The sequence below is a fragment of the Curtobacterium sp. MCSS17_011 genome (genome assembly GCF_003224275.1).
GTDB lineage: Bacteria > Actinomycetota > Actinomycetes > Actinomycetales > Microbacteriaceae > Curtobacterium.
Genome location: NZ_QKLE01000009.1, coordinates 100405 through 120122, shown reverse-complemented (window position 1 = coordinate 120122; position 19718 = coordinate 100405). Strand labels below are relative to the sequence as shown.

The window sequence follows — 19718 nt, the reverse complement described above, 5'->3', positions numbered from 1 at the left end:
AGATGTGTATAAGAGACAGGGGACGGGGGGGGCTCGCGACCTGGCCGCCTGCGGCGGTCGCGACGGTGGTGGCGGCGCTGGGCACGACGGCGTTCACGCTGCTCGTGGCGTTCGTCGGTGGGCTGTGGGCGGTCATCCGGTGGCGGCGGGATGTCGCGCGGGAACAACGGGACCGCTACTGGGCGCGGTTGACCGTGGTGTTCGACCTGATCACCGCGGCCGAGGTCGGGCGCCGCGAGATCGGCCGGAACCTGGCACAGGCGATGTACGACATGCAGAAAGTGCCTGCCGGAGAAGAACCCGCTGCAAGGGTGCTTGCGGAACTGTTCATCGAGAAGAGGAGACCGTGATGACGACTCGTCTGCGCCGTGCCTGGCGAGAGCTGGTTCGGAAGGAGGACACGGTTCCCGCGGAGCGGCCGTACATCGGTCCTGCGCCTGGCGAGAGCATGTGGGACTGGGCGCAACGTGGGGCGATCGACTGGCAGCTCCACGTCGAGGAGGGGGAGCTCAAGCTCGAACTCGAGCGGCAGCGCATGCGCGCCAGGGTGCTCGCCGAGGACGTCGCCACGTCAGGGGAGCGAAGCGCGGAGTGACCCGAGCGTGCCGATGAACTCCTCGGCCATGCCGGCCCGCTCGACGAGCTTCGCGTGCCGGGCACGTGCGTCGTCGAGGTACGCGTCGAGGCGCGCCGCCAGCGCGGGTTCGTCCTCGGGGTCCTTCGCTGCGAGGGCGTCGACCACGCGGAGCAGCTCGGCCATCTCGTCGAGCGTGAACCCGAGTGGCTTCATCCGGCGGATCACGAGCAGCCGTTCGAGGTCCTGCGCCGTGTAGACCCGGAACCCCCCGGTGGTGCGGCCACTCGGCACGAGCAGTCCGACCTCGTCGTAGTGCCGGATCGTGCGCAGGGACATGTCGGCGCGGTCGGCGAGCTCGCCGATGTGCATCGTGTCGGGGACGTCGCTGGTGCTCACGGTGTACGACTCTACCCTCACGTGAGGGTAGAGTTCCGACCGATGTCCGTGATCACACACGCGCCGACGGCCCCGAGCGTCCTCGCCGCCCTCCGCTCGCCCCGCATGCTCACCCGGGAGGTCCTGGCCGGCATCGTCACCGCGCTTGCCCTGATCCCCGAGGCGATCTCGTTCTCCGTCGTCGCCGGGGTGGACCCCGCGGTCGGCCTGTTCTCGAGCGTCATCATCGCGATCGTGATCTCGATCGTCGGCGGTCGCCCGGCGATGGTCTCCGCCGCCGCCGGCTCGGTGGCGCTCGTCATCGCGCCGCTCGTCCGGGAACACGGCATCGAGTACCTGGTGCCCGCGATCGTGCTGGGGGGTGTGTTCCAGCTCGTGCTCGGGTTCCTCGGGGTGGCACGGCTGATGCGGTTCATCCCGCGCAGTGTCAACGTCGCGTTCGTGAACGCTCTGGCCATCCTGATCTTCACCGCCCAGCTGCCGAACCTGCTCGGGGATGACGTGCCGTTCATCGTCTGGCCGCTGACGGCGCTCGGCATCGCGATCATCGTCGGCTTCCCGTTCCTGACGAAGGCGATCCCCGCGCCGCTCATCGCGGTGGTCGTCATCACCGGCATCACGATGGTGTTCAGCGTCGCCGTGCCGACGGTGGGCGACGAGGGCGAACTGCCGACGGCGCTCCCGGGCTTCAACGGCATCGCGACGCCGTTCACCTTCGAGACGTTGCAGATCATCGCGCCGTACGCGTTCGGCGTCGCGATCGTCGGCCTGATCGAGACCCTGCTCACCGCGCAGCTCGTCGACTCCATCACGGAGACGGGCTCGAGCAAGTGGCGCGAGTCGTGGGGCCAGGGCGTCGCGAACATCGCGTCCGCGTTCTTCGGCGGGACCGGTGGCTGCGCGATGATCGGCCAGACCGTGATCAACGTGAAGACGGCTGGCGCCCGGACCCGCATCTCGACCTTCGCGGCCGGCGTCTCGGTGCTCGTCCTGACGATCGTGCTCCACGACCTCGTGGCCCAGATCCCGATGGCCGCACTGACGGCGGTCATGCTCATGGTCTGCGTCGCGACCTTCGACTGGCACAGCATCCGACCGCGCACCCTGCGACGGATGCCCTTCGGCGAGACCGCCGTCATGCTCATCACCGTCGTAGTGGTCGTCGTGACCGAGAACCTCGCCACCGGGGTGCTCGTCGGCGTGGTCGTGGCGGCCCTCGTCTTCGCCCGGCGGGTGGCGCACGTGGTGACGGTCGTCCGCGAGCCGGTCGACGACCGCACCGTGCGGTACCGGGTCCGCGGCGCACTGTTCTTCGCCTCGTCGAACGACCTCGTCACACGGTTCTCCTACGCCGAGGACCCGGAGCACGTGATCATCGACATGTCGGACGCCCACGTGTTCGACGCATCCACGGTCGCGGCGCTCGACGGGGTCGAGCAGCGGTTCGCCAAGCACGGGTCGACGGTCGAGGTCGTGAACCTCGACACGGGGTCGATCGCGCTGCACGGGCGGCTGTCCGGCGAGCTCGGCGGCTGAGCGCTTCCGCATCCGGTGAATCCCCTGAGGGGGCGGTGGGGACCGCAGGGCGACCTACACTGGAACCCATGCCCGCGACCCGACTCCACCTCGTCCGGCACGGAGAAGTGCACAACCCGGGCCGCGTCCTCTACGGCCGGCTCCCGGGCTTCGGGTTGAGTGGACTCGGCACGCGGATGGCACAGGCCTCCGCCACCGCCTGGAAGGACGCCGGCGTCGACGTGCGTCGGATCGTCGCCTCCCCGCTGCAGCGCACGCAGGAGTCGGCAGCGCCCTGGTCGGCCGCCTACGGGCTGGACGTGACGCTCGACGAGCGCCTGATCGAACCGACCAACCGCTACGAGGGGCAGCCCCCCGGGTTCACGAAGCGCTCGCTCGGCCGCCCGGCTGAGTGGCCGTGGATCGCGAACCCGCTGCGTCCCAGCTGGGGTGAGGCGTACGAGTCGATCGCGAACCGCATGCTGGCCGCGATGGCCACGGCGTGGGAGAGCGTGGACGAGGGCGACGTCGTCCTGGTCAGCCACCAGCTGCCGATCTGGATGGTCCACCGCAAGCTCGCGGGGGAGCCCCTGTGGCACGACCCGCGCAAGCGTCGCTGCGACCTGTCGAGCATCACCACCGTCGAACGTGTGCCCGCCACGTCGACCGGTCGGTTCACGGAGGTCGGGTACGCGGACCCCGCGCAGGAACTGCGCGCGACCGCCGTCGACGAAGGAGCAGTGTGAACAGCACGAGCAGTGTGCGCGTCATCAGCAAGCGGTTCGCGGTCCTGGCAGCGACGGCAGTGGTCGCGGCACTCGCGCTGTCCGGCTGCTCGTCGGACAGCGGCGGCCTCGCCAAGCAGTACGGCAACGGCACGACCCAGAACTACATCTCCGGTGACGGCGCCGTGACCGAGGTCTCCGCGAAGGACCGCACCGACCCGGTCACCTTCCGGGCCGAGGACTCGAACGGCGACACCGTCTCGTCGAAGGACCTCCGCGGCAAGGTCGTCGTCCTGAACTTCTGGTACGCCAGCTGCCCGCCGTGCCGTGCCGAGGCGAAGTACCTCAACCAGGTGCACGACGACTACGCCGACGCGGACGACGTCGCGTTCATCGGTGTCAACGTGCGGGACGAAGCAGCGACCGCGGCAGCCTTCGAGCGCACCTTCGACGTGCAGTACCCGACCGTCCTCGACCAGCGCACGGGCACGATGCAGCTGGCCATGTCCGGTCAGATCGCGCCCAACGCGGTGCCCGCGACGATCGTCCTCGACACCAAGGGCCGCGTGGCCGCCCGGGTCCTCGGCGCGATCGACGGCACGAGCATCCTGAAGACCCTGGTCAGCGACGAGCTCGACGCCGGCAAGGCCTCCTGACCCGTGGCATCCAACCCCTTCGCCGACGCGATCCTGAGCGGCCAGATGGCCGTGGCGCTGCCCGTGGCGGCGCTCGCCGGGCTCGTGTCGTTCCTGTCTCCGTGCGTGCTGCCGCTCGTGCCGGGGTACCTCGGGTACGTCGGCGGTGTCGCCGAGGGCGGGCAGCGTCGGGGTCGTGTGGTGCTCGGTGTGCTGCTGTTCATCGCCGGGTTCACCGCGGTGTTCGTGGCGTACACGACGGTGTTCGGGGCGCTGGGGTTCTGGCTCGTCCGCTGGCGCGACCTGATCACGCAGGTCCTCGGGGTCGTCGTCATCGCGATGGGCCTGGTGTTCGTCGGGCGGTTCACGTTCCTGCAGCGCACCATCAAGCCCGGCTGGACCCCGGCCACGGGGCTCCTCGGTGCCCCCCTGCTCGGCATCGTGTTCGGCCTCGGCTGGACCCCGTGCCTCGGCCCGACCCTGGCGGCCATCAACCTGCTCAGCGTGCAGTCGGGCAGTGCCTGGCAGGGCATGTGGCTCGGCGTGGCGTACTGCCTCGGGCTCGGCATCCCGTTCGTCCTCGTCGCCCTCGGCGCCGGCTGGGCCACGGGGGCCATCGCGGCGGTGAAGCGTCACATGCGCACCGTCAACATCATCGGAGGAGCGATCCTGATCGTCATCGGTCTGCTCATGGTCACCGGTATCTGGTCGGCCGTCATGTCGAGCGTCGGGGCGGTGATCCAGAGCTATGTCCCCGCGGTCTGACCTGAACGAGCACGTCCCGACGGGTGCAGGTGACGGGGCCGACACCGCCTCGGACCCGCAGCGACCGTCCGACCACGTCGACGGCTCCGGCCCCACCGACGGCGGCGTCAACCAGCCGAAGCTGGGCTTCGTCGGGTACCTCCGGTTCTTCTGGCGACAGCTGACGAGCATGCGCACGGCGCTGTTCCTGCTCATGCTGCTCGCCCTCGCGGCGATCCCGGGCTCGCTCGTCCCGCAGCGCACGGCCGACCCGAACGGCGTCGTGCAGTACAAGGCGGACCACCCGCAGCTCTACCCGGTCCTCGACAAGCTCCAGGTCTTCGACACCTACACGTCGGTGTGGTTCTCGGCGATCTACCTGCTGCTCTTCGTCTCGCTCATCGGCTGCATCGTGCCGCGCACGAAGCACCACTGGCAGGCACTGCGGACCCGTCCGCCGCGGACCCCCGCGCGCCTGACGCGACTGGCGGGGTTCCGCACCGTGGCCGTGCAGCGGGACGCGATGATCGACGGCACGACCGGGATCGACGCGACCACCGGCCTCCCGTCCGCCGAGCACGCGGTGACGCGCGCGATGGCGATCCTGAAGCGCTCCGGGTACCGCGTCGAGCGGTTCGGCGACTCGGTGAGCGCGGAGCGCGGCTACCTGCGCGAGACCGGCAACCTGGTGTTCCACGCCGCCCTCGTCGGGGTGCTCCTGGCGGTCGGTGTCGGTGGTGGCTTCGGCTTCACCGGCCAGCGCCTGCTGGTCGAGGGCCAGACGTTCTCGAACGTGCTCGGCTCGTACGACTCGTTCAACCCCGGTCGCTGGTTCCAGCAGACCGACCTGAAGGGCTACAACCTCCGGCTCGACAAGTTCGTGACGAAGTACGAGGAGCGCAACCTCGACGCCCTCGGGCAGGCGCTCGACTACTCGGCCACCGTCACGAGCACCGAGAAGGGCGGCGAGCCGAAGACCAGCCGCCTCGGTGTGAACGACCCGCTGCACGTCGGGGGCACGAACGTGTACCTGCTCGGCAACGGCTACGCGATGCAGGTCACGGTGCGCGACGGCGACGGCAACGTGGCGTTCCAGGACGTCGTGCCGTTCCTGCCGGAGGACGCGAACTACACCTCCACCGGGGTCATCAAGGTGCCGGACGCGAAGCCGGACCAGCTCGGCATGGTGGGGTTCTTCTACCCGACGGCATCGAAGCTCGCGAGCGGCGCGTACTCGAGTGCCTACCCGGACACCCAGAACCCGCTGCTGACGCTGCAGGTCTACACGGGTGACCTCGGGCTCGACAGCGGTGTGCCGCAGAGTGTGTACACGCTCGACACCAAGGGACTCGACCAGATCGCCGGTCGGCAGTCGGACACGGCGAGCATCGCGCTCGAGCCCGGCCAGACGAAGAAGCTCCCGGACGGTGCCGGGTCGATCACCTTCGACGGCGTCAAGCGGTACGTCTCCCTCGACGTCCACCACGACCCGTCGCAGATCTGGGTGGCCGGGTTCGCCCTGCTCTCCACCCTCGGCCTGCTCACCTCGCTGTTCGTCCCGCGCCGCCGCGTCTGGGTGAAGGTCGTCCCGCACGAGGACACGCAGGGCGGCGAGTACGACCTCGAGTACGCCGGGCTCGCCCGTGGCGAGGACCCCAACCTCGAACGGGCCGTCGCGGACATCGCACAGCGCCACACGTCGGACCTCGGAGTTAGGATGCCCCAGTGAACGACTTGACCACGAACCTCGCGACCTACTCGGTCGTGCTCACGTACTCCGCGATGGCGGTGTACGTGGTCGCGTTCATCTCGTTCGCCCTCGACATGGCCAAACGCTCCGGCGACGTCACGGCCGCCGCGAAGAACGTGGGCGCCGACGACGGGTCGGCCGACGCGGCCGGCGCCGCGTCGGCACGCGGAGCGAAGACGGTCGCGACCGTCCGCGGCGGCACCGTCGTGCTCGAACAGGTCGCCGCACCGCCGTCGGGTGGCTCGACCGGGCGCGGCACGAAGTTCGAACGCGTCGGCATGGCGATGACGATCCTCGCGCTCGTCCTGCACGTCGCCTCGGTCGTCCTCCGGGGCATCGCGGCCGACCGTGTGCCGTGGGGCAACATGTTCGAGTTCTCGCTGACCGGCACGGCGCTGATCACCCTGATCTTCCTGCTCGTGCAGTTCTGGCAGAACCTGAAGTTCCTCGGCGTCTTCATCACCGGACTGACGATCATCCTGCTCGGCATCGCGACGGTGAACTACTGGGTCCCCGTCGTCCCGCTGCAGCCGGCCCTGCAGTCCTACTGGCTGGTCATCCACGTCTTCGTGGCGATCGCCGGCACCGGGTTCTTCGCGCTCGGGGCGGGGCTCGCGGTGGCGCAGCTGGTGCAGACGTACCGCCAGGGCCGCACGGCCTCCGGCAAGCTCCGCTTCATGGCGACGCTGCCCGACGCCGACCGGCTCGAGGTCCTGACCTACCGCGTGCTGCTCGTGGGCTTCGTCCTCTGGACCTTCACGCTCATCGCCGGTGCCGTCTGGGCCGAGCGGGCCTGGGGTCGCTACTGGGGCTGGGACACGAAAGAGGTCTGGACCTTCATCATCTGGGTCGTCTACGCGGGCTACATCCACGCCCGTGCGACCCGCGGCTGGCGCGGTGCGCGGTCGTCCTGGCTGGCCCTCATCGGCTTCGCCGCGGTGATGTTCAACTTCTCGGTCGTGAACGTCTTCTTCAAGGGCCTGCACAGCTACTCGGGTCTGTGACGCACGTAGGTCGCTGACGCGGCCCTGGTCGCGACGACGACCGGACGGGAGGCGCGGTGCCAGCTGGTACCGTGCCTCCCGTCCGTCGTTCGGTCGCGTGCACGGCCAGGAAGACGCCGTCGTGTCGGTGGGACACCGCGTCGTCGGCGAGACGCCGCTGATCTCGGCGGCGTCTCGACGACTCGGCGGCGTCGAAAGGCGACGCCGGCGTCCTGCGGAGACGCCGGCGTCTCGCGAGCACGCGGCGGGTGCGCTACCCGGCGGCGAGCCGGGCGTGCACACGTGCCAGGCGCTCGCGCCACCACGCCGTCCGCTCCGGCGACGCGGCGTACCGGTCCACCAGCTCCGTCGCGACGTCGACCCGGCGCACCGGCACCCGACCGCCGACCGGCAGCAGGGGATCCGCCGTGACGTCCCCGGCGAACATCGCCGCCGTCCCGAGCCCCGCGGCGTACCCCGGGGTCATCGCCGCAGCCGCCAGGAACGCCCCCATCCCCAGCCCCACCGAGGTGTCCAGCGCACTGGACACGACGCACGGCAAACCGGCATCGTCGATGACGGCGCGGGCCGCGGTGATCCCACCGAGCGGCTGAGCCTTCACGACCAGGACGTCGGCGGCACCGGCCCGGGCGACGGCGAGGGGATCGCTCGCCTTCCGGACGCTCTCGTCCGCCGCGACCCGGACGCCGAGGCCGGCGATCCGCGACCGGAGCTCGGCGAGTTCGGACACCGTGGCGCAGGGCTGTTCCGCGTACTGCAGGTCGAACGGTGCGAGCCGCCCCAGTGCCACGGCGGCCTGCTCGACGCTCCACAGCCCGTTCGCGTCGACCCGGACCGCAGCCTCGGCCCCCATCACCCGGCGGACTGCGGCGACACGGGCGACGTCGTCGTCGACGGACGTGCCGGGCTCCGCGACCTTGACCTTGGCGGTGGTGCAGCCGGGGTACCGGGCGAGCAGGTCGGCGACGTCGTCGGCGGCGATCGCCGGGACGGTGGCGTTGACCGGCACGGAGTCGGCCGCCGGTTCGTGGTCCGTCCACCCGAAGTCGACGGTGGCCCGCAGCCAGGCGGCGGCCTCGGCGTCGTCGTACTCGACGAACGGCGAGAACTCGGTCCAGCCGACGGGGCCGCGCAGCACGACCGCCTCGCGCGTGGTGATGCCGCGGAACCGTACCCGCATGGGCAGGGCCACCACGTGGGCGTCGGCGAGGAGTTCGGCGAGGTCGGGGAGCACGTCCGCCATCCTCCCACCGCACCCAGGGGGCCTGCCGGTTCCTCGGAGGGGACCGCCAGGGCTGGGCACTAGCATGCATCGGTCGGCCTCGGTCGGCGAGGGGAACGACCCGGAACGAGGGAGGCTCGGTGGCGGTGGATCCGCGGCAGCGCGCAGCACAGCAGCGCGCATCGCAGCGCCCGTCCGACCCGTCGAGCGCCGGACCTGCACGCCCGGCAGCGTCGGCTCGTCCGGCAGCTGCAGCCCGACCTTCGGCGGCGACCCGCCCGGCAGCGGCAGCTCGATCCGCGGCGGCTCCCGGGCGCGACTCCGACGACTTCGCCCGCCTCATGCAGCGCAACACCGTCGACGTGCGGCAGACGGGTACCACGAAGCGCCGCAACCCCGTCGTCGGCAAGATCGCCCTCGGCCTCGCCGTCGTCTCCGCCGCGGTCGACGCCAGTGCCTTCGCCGTGTTCATGGGCGGTGACACGAACTTCGCCTTCGGGATCTGCTTCGTCGTCGTGTTCCTGACACTCATCGCCGCCGTGCTCGGGTTCGTCGCCGCCGTCGGCGCGTTCGGACGCTGGTACGGCGCCGTCGGGGTCGTCCTGGCGTTCTTCGCGAACCCCGTGATCCTCATCGTGATCATGGTGTTCGTCGCGCCGGAGATCCTGACCGACATGGGCGCCTGACCCGCCAGACGCCCGGCGGTACGTTGGGAGCATGGCTGCTCCCGTTTCCGACCTGTTCGACCCCGACGTCTGGACCACCGCTCCGATCGCGGAGCAGTTCACCGACATCACGTACCACAAGCACGTCTCCAAGGGCATCGTCCGGGTCGCCTTCGACCGTCCCGAGGTCCGCAACGCCTTCCGCCCGCGCACGGTCGACGAGCTCTACCGCGCCCTCGACGACGCGCGGCAGGACCCCCGTGTCGGCGTCGTGCTGCTCACCGGCAACGGCCCGAGCCCGAAGGACGGCGGGTGGGCGTTCTGCTCCGGCGGCGACCAGCGCATCCGGGGGTGGAGCGGCTACCAGTACGTCGGCGACGAGGGTGCACCGCCGGAGGGCGTCGACCCCGCGGCCGCCCAGGCGTCGATGGGGCGGCTGCACATCCTCGAGGTCCAGCGCCTCATCCGGATGATGCCCAAGGTCGTCATCGCCGTCGTCCCCGGCTGGGCTGCGGGCGGCGGGCACTCCCTGCACGCCATCTGCGACCTCACCATCGCGAGCGCCGAGCACGGGAAGTTCAAGCAGACCGATGCCGACGTCGGCTCGTTCGACGGCGGCTACGGCAGCGCCTACTACGCCAAGCAGATCGGGCAGAAGTTCGCCCGCGAGGTCTTCTTCCTCGCCCAGGAGTACTCCGCCCAGCGCGCGTACGAGATGGGTGCGGTGAACGCCGTGGTCCCGCACGCAGACCTGGAGCGTGAAGCGATCCGCTGGGGCGAGATCGTGCTCGGCAAGTCCCCGACGGCGATCCGGATGCTCAAGTACGCGTTCAACGCCGTGGACGACGGCATGGTCGGACAGCAGGTGTTCGCGGGCGAGGCGACACGGCTGGCCTACGGCACCGACGAGGCGGTCGAGGGGCGTGACTCGTTCCTCGAGAAGCGCGCTCCCGAGTGGACCGCGTTCCCCTGGCACTACTGATGCCCCGTCCGCTGGTCGCGACCGGCACGTCGGACCCGACGGCCGTGCTGCGCGCCCTGGAGGCAGCGCTCGCCGGCGGCCCCGCACTGCTCCCCGTCGCCGAGGGGGCTCCGGCGCTGCCGACGCCGCCTCCGCGCGAGGTCCGTCAGGCGGTCGCCCTGGTGGTCGAGACGAGCGGGTCCACCGGCACCGGCAAGCGCGTGGCGCTCTCGTCCGAGGCGCTCCTCGCCGGTGCCGCCGCGGCGGACGCGGCGCTCGGTGGGCCCGGGCGCTGGGTGCTCGCGCTGCCGACGCACTACATCGCCGGCATCAACGTGCTGACCCGCTCGATCACCGCGGGCACCGAACCCGTCGTCGTGCCACCCGGGCACTTCGCGGCCGCCGCGTTCACCGAGGCGGCCGAACGGCTCGTCACCGGTCCGGCCGCGCCCCGTCGCTACACCTCGCTGGTGCCGGTGCAGGTCGCCCGTGTCCTCGACGACCCGGACGCCACCCGTGCGCTCGCCCGGTTCGACGCGGTCCTCGTCGGCGGGCAAGCCACCCCGGCGTCGCTCCGGCAGCGGGCGCTCGACGCCGGGGTCCGGGTCGTGACGACGTACGGTGCGAGCGAGACGAGCGGTGGATGCGTGTACGACGGCGTCCCCTTCGGCACGGTGCGCACCGCGCTGGTCGACGGCGAGCTGCACCTGGCCGGGCCGATGCTCGCCGAGGGGTACCTCGACGACGACGCCCGCACGGCGTCGGCCTTCGTCGAACGGGACGGGCTGCGCTGGTACCGGACCGGGGACACCGCGACCCTGTCCGACGGCGTGGTCCGTGTGCTCGGACGCCTCGACGACGTGGTGATCTCCGGCGGCGAGAAGGTCCAGCTCGGTGCGGTCGAACGGCTCGTCCGCGGACTCCCCGGACAGGAGAGCGCCGTCGTCGTGCGGCGCTCGGCGGGGGAGTGGGGCGAGGTCCCGGTCGTCGTCACCGAGCAGCCGCTCGACCTCGACACCGTGCGTACCCACGTCGGAGCCACCCTGGGGCGTGCCGCCCGGCCGGCGGACGTCGTCGTGCTGGACCGGATCCCGATGCTGTCGTCGGGCAAACCCGACCGCCGGGCCGTGCAGTCGCTCGTCGAAGCCGGCCGCTCGTCGGGACCGCGAGCCGCCCGGCGTCCGCATCGGCAATAAGATCGGTGCTCGTGGCACGAACGAAGAACTCGACGCAGAAGCAGGGCCGGTCCGGCAACCCGGCGAAGGCCGCTGCCCCCGCCCGCACCAAGCGGAAGGCGACCGCGCGCGACTGGATCGGCGGCGCACGCCTGCGCACCCTGACCCTCGGTGTCGTCCCGGTCGTGCTCGGCACCGCCGTCGCGTTCGTCGACAGCGGGGAGCCCGGCGACTTCGGCGACTACCTGGCGAAGGACGGCCACCTCGCGGTCGCGCTGCTCGCCCTGGCCGTGGCGCTGTTCCTGCAGATCGGTGTGAACTACAGCAACGACTACTCGGACGGGGTCCGAGGCACCGACGAGTACCGCGTCGGCCCGGCACGACTCACCGGAGCCGGCCTGGCCAAGCCCCGGACCGTGCTCACCGTCGCCCTGACGTTCTTCGGCCTTGCCGCGGTCGCCGGCCTGGTCATCGTGCTGCTCACGCAGCTGTGGTGGCTGCTGCTCGTGGGGGCCGCCGCCATCGTCGCCGCCTGGTTCTACACCGGTGGCAAGAAGCCGTACGGGTACAACGCCCTCGGCGAGGTCTTCGTCTTCGTGTTCTTCGGCCTGGTCGCCGTCCTCGGTACCCAGTTCGTGCAGATCCGCGAGGTCACGATCAGCGGCTGGGCAGCCGCGGTGGCCGCCGGGTTCTTCGCCTGCGCGGTCCTGATGGTGAACAACATCCGCGACATCGACGAGGACCAGCTGGCGGGCAAGCGCACGCTCGCCGTGGTCGTCGGCCGTCCGGTGGCCCGCGTCCTGTACGGCCTGTTCCTGATGCTGCCGTACGTCGTGCTGCTCTGGTTCGTGCTGCTGTACTTCCGCGCGGGCTTCACGTACTTCTCGCTGCTGCTGGCGCTGCCGGCACTGGCGATCGGGGTGTCGTCACGGAAGCCCCGCGAGCTCATCACGGCCCTGCAGCTGTCGTCGTTCGCCTCGCTCGCCTTCGGCGTGGTGCTCGGGATCACCCTGGCCGTCCAGCCGTAGCCGTTCCGGCTGCTCGACCGGACGGCCCCGCTCCCGGGGTCAGTCGGCGTCGGTGTCCCGGCGAGTTCCGTGCCGGTCGGCGTCGGACACCGGACGGACGACGGGAGCGGCTGCGGCGTCGGAGTCGGCGGCGTCCACGAAGTCGTCCTCGAAGTCCGAGTCGGCGTCGCGCTCCGGGGTGCCGCGGCGGTTCGCCAGGCTCAGGGCGACCTGCGTGCGCAGTCCGGACAGGGCGATGTACGAGATGAGCAGGCCCACCAGGGCGGCCACGATCGTCGCCCAGTACCACGGCATCGGCGTCAGGAGCAGGAGGAGCACGAGTGCCACCACGAAGATGCCGAGCCGAGCCAGGGTGTACAGGAGCCACGCTTTCACACGGTGAGTCTACGGACGGCCGACCGGCAGGGGCATCACAGGGTCGCGACCTAGACTTCACCACATGGTCCGCTTGTGGTTGATCGTCGCCGTGGCCGCCGTCGCCTTCACGGTGTACGCGGCCATCGACTGCGGCACGATGCCGCGTCAGCGTGTCCGTTCCCTGCGTCGCGGCGTGTGGCTCCTGCTCGTCATCATCCTGCCCGTCCTCGGTGGCGTGCTCTGGTTCCTGCTCGGTCGCACCCCGGCGGCCGACCCCGGTGCGTCGGCCCGCTACCGTGGACCGGAAGACGACCCGGACTTCCTCGGCACCACGCCGGAGCCGGGCACCACCCTCACGGACAAGGACCAGGACGACGCGACCCTCCGAGACCTCGAAGACCAGTTCCACGAGCGCGACGACGACGGCCGCACCGATCGCTGACGGCCCCGTCGGTTCGGGCAGCCCGGCGACGGACACCGCGCTCGGCCTCCTGCAGGAACTCGTGCGTGCCGGCGTCACCGACGTCGTGGTGAGCCCCGGGTCGCGTTCCCAGGCACTCGCCCTCGCGGCGGTCGCCCTGGAACGCGCCGGTGGGTTGACCGTGCACGTGCGGTTGGACGAACGGACCGCCGGGTTCTTCGCACTCGGGCTCGCGGTCGAGACGCACCGGCCCGCAGCGGTGGTGACGACGTCGGGCACCGCGGTGGCGAACCTGCACCCCGCCGTGCTCGAGGCGCACCACTCCGGCGTGCCGATGATCGTGCTGAGCGCCGACCGTCCCGACGAACTGCGCGGCATCGGCAGCAACCAGACCACCGTCCAGCCGGGGATCTTCGGCCAGGCCGTCGCCTTCGTCCGCGACGTCGAGGCCCCATCGGCGCACGGCGTCGACGCCTCGGTCCGCGACACCCTGCGCACCCTCGCCCGGCAGGCCGTCGCCGCCGCAGCCGGGCACACCGGACAGCCCGGTCCAGCGCAGCTCAACGTCGCGTTCCGCGAGCCGCTGTCCGCCGGACTCGCCCCGGAGCACGTCAGCCCCGTGCCCGAGGACGAGGTCGACCTGGCGTTCGCCACCCGCCGGGCGCACACCGGTCTGCCGGTCGCCGAACTCACCCCGGACGACGAACCGGGCACCGTCGTCATCGCCGGGCACGACGCCGGCGAGGACGCCGAGCGGATCGCCTGGGAGCTCGGGGCGCCGCTCCTCGCCGAGGTCTCGAGCGGCGCGCGCTTCGGCCGCAACCTCGTCGTGGCCTACCGCGAACTCCTGCGCGACGCGGACCACGGCGGCGCCGTCCGACGCGCCGTCGTGCTCGGCCACCCGACCCTCAGCAGGGAGATCCCCGCGCTCCTGCAGCGCGACGGGGTCCAGACGATCGTCGTCCGCGGACCGGCGGCCGACCCGTTCGACCCGGCCCGTGCCTCCCGACCGGACGCCGCGACCACGTTCGTGTCCGACGTCCGCGTGACGGGCCGCACGCGGCCGGAGCACCGTGCGTGGGTCGGCCGCTGGGTCGGCGCCAGCCGCCGGATCCTGGGGGACGGCGACGCCGGCCCGGACCTCGATGCCAAGCGCTCCGCCGACCGCGCCGAGCGGAACAAGTTCCTGCGTGACGAGGTCGCGCTCCGTCGCCGACCCGTCGACCGCGCCATGCTCGCCGAGGCCGTCTGGGGCGTGACCTGGCCGCACGACCGGCTCGTCCTCGGTGCGTCGCAGCTCATCCGTGAAGCCGACGCCCGGGTGCTCGGCAAGAAGATCCGGGTGCACGCGAACCGCGGGCTCGCCGGCATCGACGGCACCGTCTCGACCGCGCTCGGCATCGCCGCGGCGCTCGAGCAGGCCTCGGCCTCGGTGGGCACCACACGCGTGCTCCTCGGCGACCTGACGCTGCTGCACGACCTCGGAGCGTTCGTCACCGGCACCGAGGAACGCACCCACCGGGTGCAGGTCGTCGTCGGCAACGACCACGGCGGCGCGATCTTCCGCGGGCTCGAGGTGGCGAAGACCACACCCGAGGCCGACATGCGGCGGATGATGTCGACCCCGCAGCAGGTCGACGTCGAACGGGTCGTCACGGGCCTCGGGTGGGAGTACCGCCGGGCGGCGACGTGGGGCGACCTCGAGCGGGTGCTCACCGACCCCGCCGAACGGGTCGTGATCGAGGTCCCGCTGGCCGGCTGACCGGCGCGGGCCGCGCTGCCGCCTCAGGCGAGCGCGTCGGCGATCGGCCGGAACTTCAGGGCCGTCTCGGCGACCTCGCGTTCCGGCTCCGAACCGGCGACGATCCCGGCCCCCGCCCAGGCCCGGACGGTGCCGTCGTCGTCGATCCGGGCGCTGCGGAGCGCGAGCATCCACTCGCCGTCCCCGGTCGCGCTCATCCAGCCGACCGGCCCGGCGTAGCGGCCGCGGTCGACGCCCTCGAGCTCGGCGACGAGCCGCACGGCCACGTCCGTCGGGGTCCCGGCGACCGCGGCCGTCGGGTGCAGGGCGTCGGCGACGTCCAGCGACGTGGTGTCGGGCGGCAGCGTGGCCTGCACGTCGGTCGCCAGGTGCCACAGGTTCGGCAGCTGCAGCCGGAACGGTTCGGCGTCGGCGCGCAGGTCCGTCGCGAGCGGGGCGAGGGCCGCGAGCAGGCTGTCGATCGCGAAGGTGTGCTCCTCGACGTCCTTGGCGCTGCTGGCCAGGGCCTCGGCGGCGGCCCGGTCGGACACCTCGTCGGTGCCCCGGGCGGCGCTGCCGGCGAGCACCCGTGCGGTCAACCGGGTGCCGTCGGTGCGGGCGAGGGTCTCGGGGGTGGCGCCGATCAGCCCGTCCACCGCGAAGGTCACGCACTGCGGGTAGGCGGCCGCGAGGTCGAGCAGGACCGCCCGTCGATCGGCTCCCGGCGGCAGCGTGCCGACGAGGTCGCGGGCGAGCACGACCTTGCGGGCACTCCCGGCCACGATGCGACGGACGGCCTCGGACACGTTGGCGGCGTAGGTGTCCTCGTCGATGTGCCCGGGACGCAGCGCCACGGAGACGTGCGGCCCGACGTGGGGGACCGGGACCGAGGTCCGGGTGAAGGCCAGGGGCTGCGCGCCGAGCGTCGTGTCGATCGCGGTCAGCCAGGCCTTGCCGCGCCGCCGACCGAGGACCACCCGGGGCACGATGAGCACGCTCTCGTCGGCGGAGTCGTCGGCGAAGGCGAACGACCCGAACGCGACGAGCCCCGAACCGCGCAGCTGCACCGGGTCGTCGACGACGGCGGTCTCGACGACGCTGCGCCAGAGGGCCGCGGCGTCACGCATCCGGTCCGGGCCGGTGAACGTGAACCGGAGCGCCTCACCGATGCCGACGATGCCGTCGCCGTTCCGGACGAAGGCGAGGGGACGGTCGCGGAGCGTGTGGCGGAGGACGGCGCCCGGGTCGTCGAGGATCCGGGTCGAGACCGTCAGCGGGGGCGCCGCCGTGGTGGTTCGGGTCACGGCTCCGATGCTACGCGCGGTCGGTGAGCGGGCCACGCGCGGCGGGCGCCCGGGTCCCGCGACCGTCCGGTGCCCGTCCCGCACCGCCCGGGTGGCTGCGAGTCCGGTGAACCCTCGGTCGGGACCTCTAGGATTGACCGTGTGAGCAGAGCGGACCTGAACAAGCGCCCGGACGAGGTGGCGGCGATGTTCGACGACGTCGCGGCCAAGTACGACCTCACGAACGACATCCTGTCGGCGGGCAACGCCCCGCTGTGGCGTGTCGCCACGGTCCGCGCGGTCGACCCGCAGCCCGGCGAGAAGGTCCTCGACATCGCTGCGGGCACCGGGACCAGCGCAGCGGCCTTCGCCAAGAAGGGCGCCGAGGTCACCGCGCTCGACCTGTCCGCCGGCATGATCGCCGTCGGCCGGGAACGCCACCCCGAGATCACCTTCGTCCAGGGGGACGCCGAGCAGCTGCCCTTCGACGACGACACGTTCGACGCCGTCACGATCTCGTTCGGGCTGCGCAACGTGAACGACCCGAAGCAGGCGCTCACCGAGATGCTGCGCGTCCTGAAGCCCGGTGGCCGCGTCGTCATCTGTGAGTTCTCGACGCCGCCCCGCGCCCTGCTGCGCTTCGGCTACGGCACCTACCTGAAGCGCGTGCTCCCCGGCATCGCGCGGCTCTCGAGCAGCAACCCGGCCGCCTACCGCTACCTCGCCGAGTCCATCGACGCGTGGCCCGACCAGCAGGTGCTGACCCAGTGGCTCCGCGGTGTCGGCTTCTCGTTGGTCGCCTACCGCAACCTGACGGCCGGTATCGTCGCACTGCACCGTGGCCGCAAGCCCGTCGCCGACACGGTGCGCGAGTCCGCGGCCCGGCGTGCGAAGGCCCGCCGCGACCACCAGAACACCGGCGAGCAGCCGCGCGTCGACCCGGCCGCCGACTGACCGGTCACCACCCCGAAGACGGAGCAGCACTTGAATCCGAGCGTCCCGGTCGCACGTCGCGCGCCGAGCCTGCGCGCCTCGCTGGGCATCGGCGAGCGGTTGTTCGCCACGCCCGCCGACCGACGCTTCATCTCCGCGGTCGACGACGGGCTCGAGCTCGTCGAGCAGGGGCTCGAGGACGCCATGCGCTCCACCGACACCCTCGCCGACACCACCAGCCGGTACCTGCTGTCCGCCGGCGGCAAGCGCATCCGTCCGACCCTGACGCTCCTCATCGCCCAGCTCGGGGACGGCGTGACCGACGCCGTGGTCAAGGCCGCGGTGAGCATCGAGACCACGCACCTGGCGTCGCTGTACCACGACGACGTCATGGACGAGGCGCCCGTCCGCCGCGGGGTCCCCGCCGCACAGATCACCTACGGCAACAACGTGGCGATCCTGACCGGTGACCTGCTCTTCGCCCGCGCCAGCCTGATCACGGCCGACCTCGGCACCGAGGGCATCCGGATGCAGGCCGAGACCTTCCAGCGCCTCTGCATGGGGCAGCTGCACGAGACGACGGGGCCGCAGCCGGACGACGACCCGCTCGAGCACTACATCCAGGTGCTCAGCGACAAGACCGGTTCGCTCATCGCCACCGCCGCCCGTGCCGGCGTCATGTTCTCCGGTGCCGACCGCGCCTACCTCGACGCCGTCGGCACCTTCGGCGAGAAGGTCGGCGTGGCTTTCCAGCTCGTCGACGACGTCATCGACCTCGCGCCCGCGACGGACAAGACCGGCAAGATCGCCGGCAACGACCTGCGCGCCGGCGTGGACACCCTGCCGGTGCTGCAGCTCCGCCGGATGGCCGCGACCGATCCGTCGGCGCAGCACCTGGTCGAACGCATCGAGCGCGACGTCAACGGGGCGCCCGACGACGTGGTCGATTCCGCGCCGTACCAGTCGGCCGTCGCCGCACTCCGCGAGCACGAGGCCACCGCGGCCACCCGTGCCGTCGCCGTCGCCTGGGCCCGCGAAGCCGTCGACGCCCTCGCCCCGCTCCCCGACGGCACCGTGAAACGGGCGCTCACCCGCTTCGCGGACTCCGTCGTCGACCGAAGCCGCTGAACACCCCTCCCGATACGGTGCGCCCACGGCGGCCCGGTCGGGAGGCCCCGGGAACCCCCACCCGAACGAACTGGAGACGATCAGTGCCCACCCTCCGACTCGCCATCGTCGGCGCCGGCCCGGCCGGCATCTACGCCGCGGACATCCTGCTGCGCGAGGCCCACGGCTACGACGTGTCGATCGACCTGTTCGAGCAGCTCCCCGCGCCCTACGGTCTGGTCCGGTACGGCGTCGCCCCCGACCACCCGCGCATCAAGGGCATCATCAACGCTCTGCGGGACGTCCTCGACCGCGGTGTCGTCCGGCTGTTCGGCAACGTCCGTTACGGCGAGGACATCACCCTCGAGGACCTCAAGAAGCACTACAACGCGGTCGTGTTCTCGACCGGTGCGATCAAGGACGCCGACCTCGACATCCCCGGTGTCGACCTCGACGGCTCGTACGGCGCCGCCGAGTTCGTGAGCTGGTTCGACGGCCACCCCGACGTCCCGCGCACCTGGCCCCTGAACGCCCAGAGCGTCGCGGTGATCGGCGTCGGCAACGTCGCCCTCGACGTCTCGCGGATCCTGGCGAAGCACGCCGACGACCTGCTGCCGACCGAGATCCCCGCGAACGTGTACGAGGGCCTGAAGGCCTCGCCCGTGACGGACGTGCACGTCTTCGGTCGCCGCGGCCCGGCGCAGGTGAAGTTCACGCCGCTCGAGCTCCGCGAGCTCGGTGAGGTCCGTGACGTCGACATGGTGGTCTACGACGAGGACTTCGATCACGACGAGGCCTCGAAGACCGCGATCGCGACGAACAAGCAGGTCATGGTGATCAACCGTGTCCTCGAGCAGTGGCGCACGCGTGAGGTCGGCCAGGCCAGCCGCCGGCTCCACCTGCACTTCTACGCGAAGCCGATCGAGTTCGTCGGCGACGAGCAGGGCACGCTGACCGCCATCCGCTACGAGCGCACCCGTCCGAACGGCGAGGGCGGCGTGGAGGGCACCGGCGAGATCCGCGAGATCCCGATCCAGGCCGCCTACCGCGCGGTCGGGTACTTCGGTTCCCCGCTGCCCGGTGTGCCGTTCGACGAGCGGCACGGTGTCATCCCGAACCACGAGGGCCAGGTCCTCGACGACGACAACCAGCAGATCCCCGGGGTGTACGCCACCGGCTGGATCAAGCGTGGTCCGGTCGGGCTCATCGGGCACACGAAGTCGGACGCGATGGAGACCGTGCAGCACATCGTCAACGACCAGGCGAGCTGGTGGACCCCGGAGGACCCGTCCGACGAGGCGATCCCGGCGCTGCTCCGCGAGCGCGGTGTCGAGTACACCGACCTCGAGGGCTGGCACCACCTCGACACCCACGAGCAGGCGCTCGGGGCGGCCGACGGGCGCGAGCGCATCAAGGTGGTGCCGCGCGACGAGATGATCGACGTCTCGCTCGGACGCGTCGACACCCCGACGAGCTGAC

The 19718-nt window shown here is 71.6% G+C and carries 21 protein-coding genes; 17 read left to right on the top strand and 4 right to left on the bottom strand.

All coding sequences use genetic code 11. The annotated features are described in order from the left end of the window. Both DEJ17_RS17765 and DEJ17_RS08880 read left to right on the top strand, forming a co-directional pair. Positions 1–350: hypothetical protein (locus DEJ17_RS17765; RefSeq protein WP_110893100.1), on the top strand; the 350-nt coding region annotated here is incomplete at its 5' end. Further along, on the top strand, positions 350–595 hold the full coding sequence (locus DEJ17_RS08880; protein WP_146239668.1) for a hypothetical protein: 246 nt from the start codon (positions 350–352) through the stop codon (positions 593–595). The genes DEJ17_RS17765 and DEJ17_RS08880, both read left to right, overlap by 1 nt. Here the strand turns inward: DEJ17_RS08880 and DEJ17_RS08875 are convergent. After that, positions 572–946: a MerR family transcriptional regulator gene (locus DEJ17_RS08875; protein WP_110893127.1), complete on the bottom strand. Its 375-nt coding sequence runs from the start codon at positions 944–946 to the stop codon at positions 572–574. The two genes, DEJ17_RS08880 and DEJ17_RS08875, sit on opposite strands and share 24 nt — an antisense overlap. A gap of 69 nt (positions 947–1015) precedes the next feature. Between DEJ17_RS08875 and DEJ17_RS08870 the strand changes: the two genes are divergently transcribed. The 6 genes from DEJ17_RS08870 to ccsB all read left to right on the top strand — a co-directional run bounded on the left by DEJ17_RS08870 (position 1016) and on the right by ccsB (position 7346). Next, on the top strand, positions 1016–2509 hold the full coding sequence (locus DEJ17_RS08870; RefSeq protein WP_110893096.1) for a SulP family inorganic anion transporter: 1494 nt from the start codon (positions 1016–1018) through the stop codon (positions 2507–2509). A 68-nt stretch (positions 2510–2577) separates the two neighbouring features. Continuing rightward, complete coding sequence (locus tag DEJ17_RS08865) at positions 2578–3234, top strand: histidine phosphatase family protein (RefSeq protein ID WP_110893094.1); 657 nt, start codon at positions 2578–2580, stop codon at positions 3232–3234. Continuing rightward, on the top strand, positions 3231–3869 hold the full coding sequence (locus DEJ17_RS08860; protein ID WP_258366734.1) for a TlpA disulfide reductase family protein: 639 nt from the start codon (positions 3231–3233) through the stop codon (positions 3867–3869). The genes DEJ17_RS08865 and DEJ17_RS08860 overlap by 4 nt, the downstream gene beginning before the upstream one ends. Before the next feature lie 45 nt (positions 3870–3914). Beyond that, positions 3915–4613: a cytochrome c biogenesis CcdA family protein gene (locus DEJ17_RS08855; protein WP_110893119.1), complete on the top strand. Its 699-nt coding sequence runs from the start codon at positions 3915–3917 to the stop codon at positions 4611–4613. After that, positions 4597–6321 (top strand): cytochrome c biogenesis protein ResB, encoded by a 1725-nt coding sequence (locus DEJ17_RS08850; RefSeq protein WP_220033625.1) that lies wholly within the window; start codon positions 4597–4599, stop codon positions 6319–6321. Before DEJ17_RS08855 ends, DEJ17_RS08850 begins: the two co-directional genes overlap by 17 nt. Next, positions 6318–7346, top strand: a complete 1029-nt coding sequence (ccsB, locus tag DEJ17_RS08845) for a c-type cytochrome biogenesis protein CcsB (RefSeq protein ID WP_258366733.1) — start codon at positions 6318–6320, stop codon at positions 7344–7346. The genes DEJ17_RS08850 and ccsB overlap by 4 nt, the downstream gene beginning before the upstream one ends. A gap of 253 nt (positions 7347–7599) precedes the next feature. Here ccsB and DEJ17_RS08840 read toward each other — a convergent pair whose 3' ends face one another. Beyond that, on the bottom strand, positions 7600–8589 hold the full coding sequence (locus tag DEJ17_RS08840) for an o-succinylbenzoate synthase (RefSeq protein ID WP_110893092.1): 990 nt from the start codon (positions 8587–8589) through the stop codon (positions 7600–7602). A 320-nt stretch (positions 8590–8909) separates the two neighbouring features. Between DEJ17_RS08840 and DEJ17_RS17760 the strand changes: the two genes are divergently transcribed. Genes DEJ17_RS17760 through DEJ17_RS08820 form a run of 4 tightly spaced genes read left to right on the top strand, consistent with a single transcriptional unit; the run spans position 8910 to position 12397 of the window. Next, entirely contained in the window at positions 8910–9254 is a 345-nt protein-coding gene (locus DEJ17_RS17760; RefSeq protein ID WP_181421113.1) for a hypothetical protein, read from the top strand. 31 nt (positions 9255–9285) lie between these two features. Beyond that, positions 9286–10215: a 1,4-dihydroxy-2-naphthoyl-CoA synthase gene (locus DEJ17_RS08830; protein WP_110893090.1), complete on the top strand. Its 930-nt coding sequence runs from the start codon at positions 9286–9288 to the stop codon at positions 10213–10215. Beyond that, on the top strand, positions 10215–11390 hold the full coding sequence (locus tag DEJ17_RS08825) for an AMP-binding protein (protein WP_110893087.1): 1176 nt from the start codon (positions 10215–10217) through the stop codon (positions 11388–11390). The genes DEJ17_RS08830 and DEJ17_RS08825 overlap by 1 nt, the downstream gene beginning before the upstream one ends. Before the next feature lie 5 nt (positions 11391–11395). After that, positions 11396–12397 (top strand): 1,4-dihydroxy-2-naphthoate polyprenyltransferase, encoded by a 1002-nt coding sequence (locus DEJ17_RS08820; protein WP_110893085.1) that lies wholly within the window; start codon positions 11396–11398, stop codon positions 12395–12397. A gap of 39 nt (positions 12398–12436) precedes the next feature. Here DEJ17_RS08820 and DEJ17_RS08815 read toward each other — a convergent pair whose 3' ends face one another. Continuing rightward, a complete protein-coding gene (locus DEJ17_RS08815) occupies positions 12437–12772 on the bottom strand; it encodes a DUF4229 domain-containing protein (protein WP_110893084.1) in 336 nt (111 codons plus the stop codon). Positions 12773–12836: 64 nt separating this feature from the next. Here DEJ17_RS08815 and DEJ17_RS08810 point away from each other — a divergent pair, with 64 nt between their 5' ends. Both DEJ17_RS08810 and menD read left to right on the top strand, forming a co-directional pair. Beyond that, positions 12837–13196, top strand: a complete 360-nt coding sequence (locus tag DEJ17_RS08810) for a PLDc N-terminal domain-containing protein (RefSeq protein ID WP_071406307.1) — start codon at positions 12837–12839, stop codon at positions 13194–13196. Further along, on the top strand, positions 13189–14937 hold the full coding sequence (menD, locus tag DEJ17_RS08805) for a 2-succinyl-5-enolpyruvyl-6-hydroxy-3-cyclohexene-1-carboxylic-acid synthase (protein ID WP_110893115.1): 1749 nt from the start codon (positions 13189–13191) through the stop codon (positions 14935–14937). The genes DEJ17_RS08810 and menD overlap by 8 nt, the downstream gene beginning before the upstream one ends. 23 nt (positions 14938–14960) lie before the next feature. Here menD and DEJ17_RS08800 read toward each other — a convergent pair whose 3' ends face one another. After that, positions 14961–16220 carry an isochorismate synthase MenF gene (locus tag DEJ17_RS08800; RefSeq protein ID WP_110893082.1) on the bottom strand — a complete coding sequence of 420 codons (1260 nt, stop codon included), beginning with the start codon at positions 16218–16220 and terminating at the stop codon, positions 14961–14963. A 141-nt stretch (positions 16221–16361) separates the two neighbouring features. Here DEJ17_RS08800 and DEJ17_RS08795 point away from each other — a divergent pair, with 141 nt between their 5' ends. From DEJ17_RS08795 to DEJ17_RS08785, 3 genes are all read left to right on the top strand, one after another. Next, the gene (locus DEJ17_RS08795) at positions 16362–17153 is read left to right on the top strand and encodes a demethylmenaquinone methyltransferase (protein WP_110893080.1); all 792 of its coding nucleotides are present in this window, start codon (positions 16362–16364) and stop codon (positions 17151–17153) included. A 30-nt stretch (positions 17154–17183) separates the two neighbouring features. After that, positions 17184–18260 (top strand): polyprenyl synthetase family protein, encoded by a 1077-nt coding sequence (locus DEJ17_RS08790; protein ID WP_110893078.1) that lies wholly within the window; start codon positions 17184–17186, stop codon positions 18258–18260. A gap of 83 nt (positions 18261–18343) precedes the next feature. Beyond that, the gene (locus DEJ17_RS08785; protein ID WP_110893076.1) at positions 18344–19717 is read left to right on the top strand and encodes an FAD-dependent oxidoreductase; all 1374 of its coding nucleotides are present in this window, start codon (positions 18344–18346) and stop codon (positions 19715–19717) included. Position 19718 lies beyond the last annotated feature (1 nt).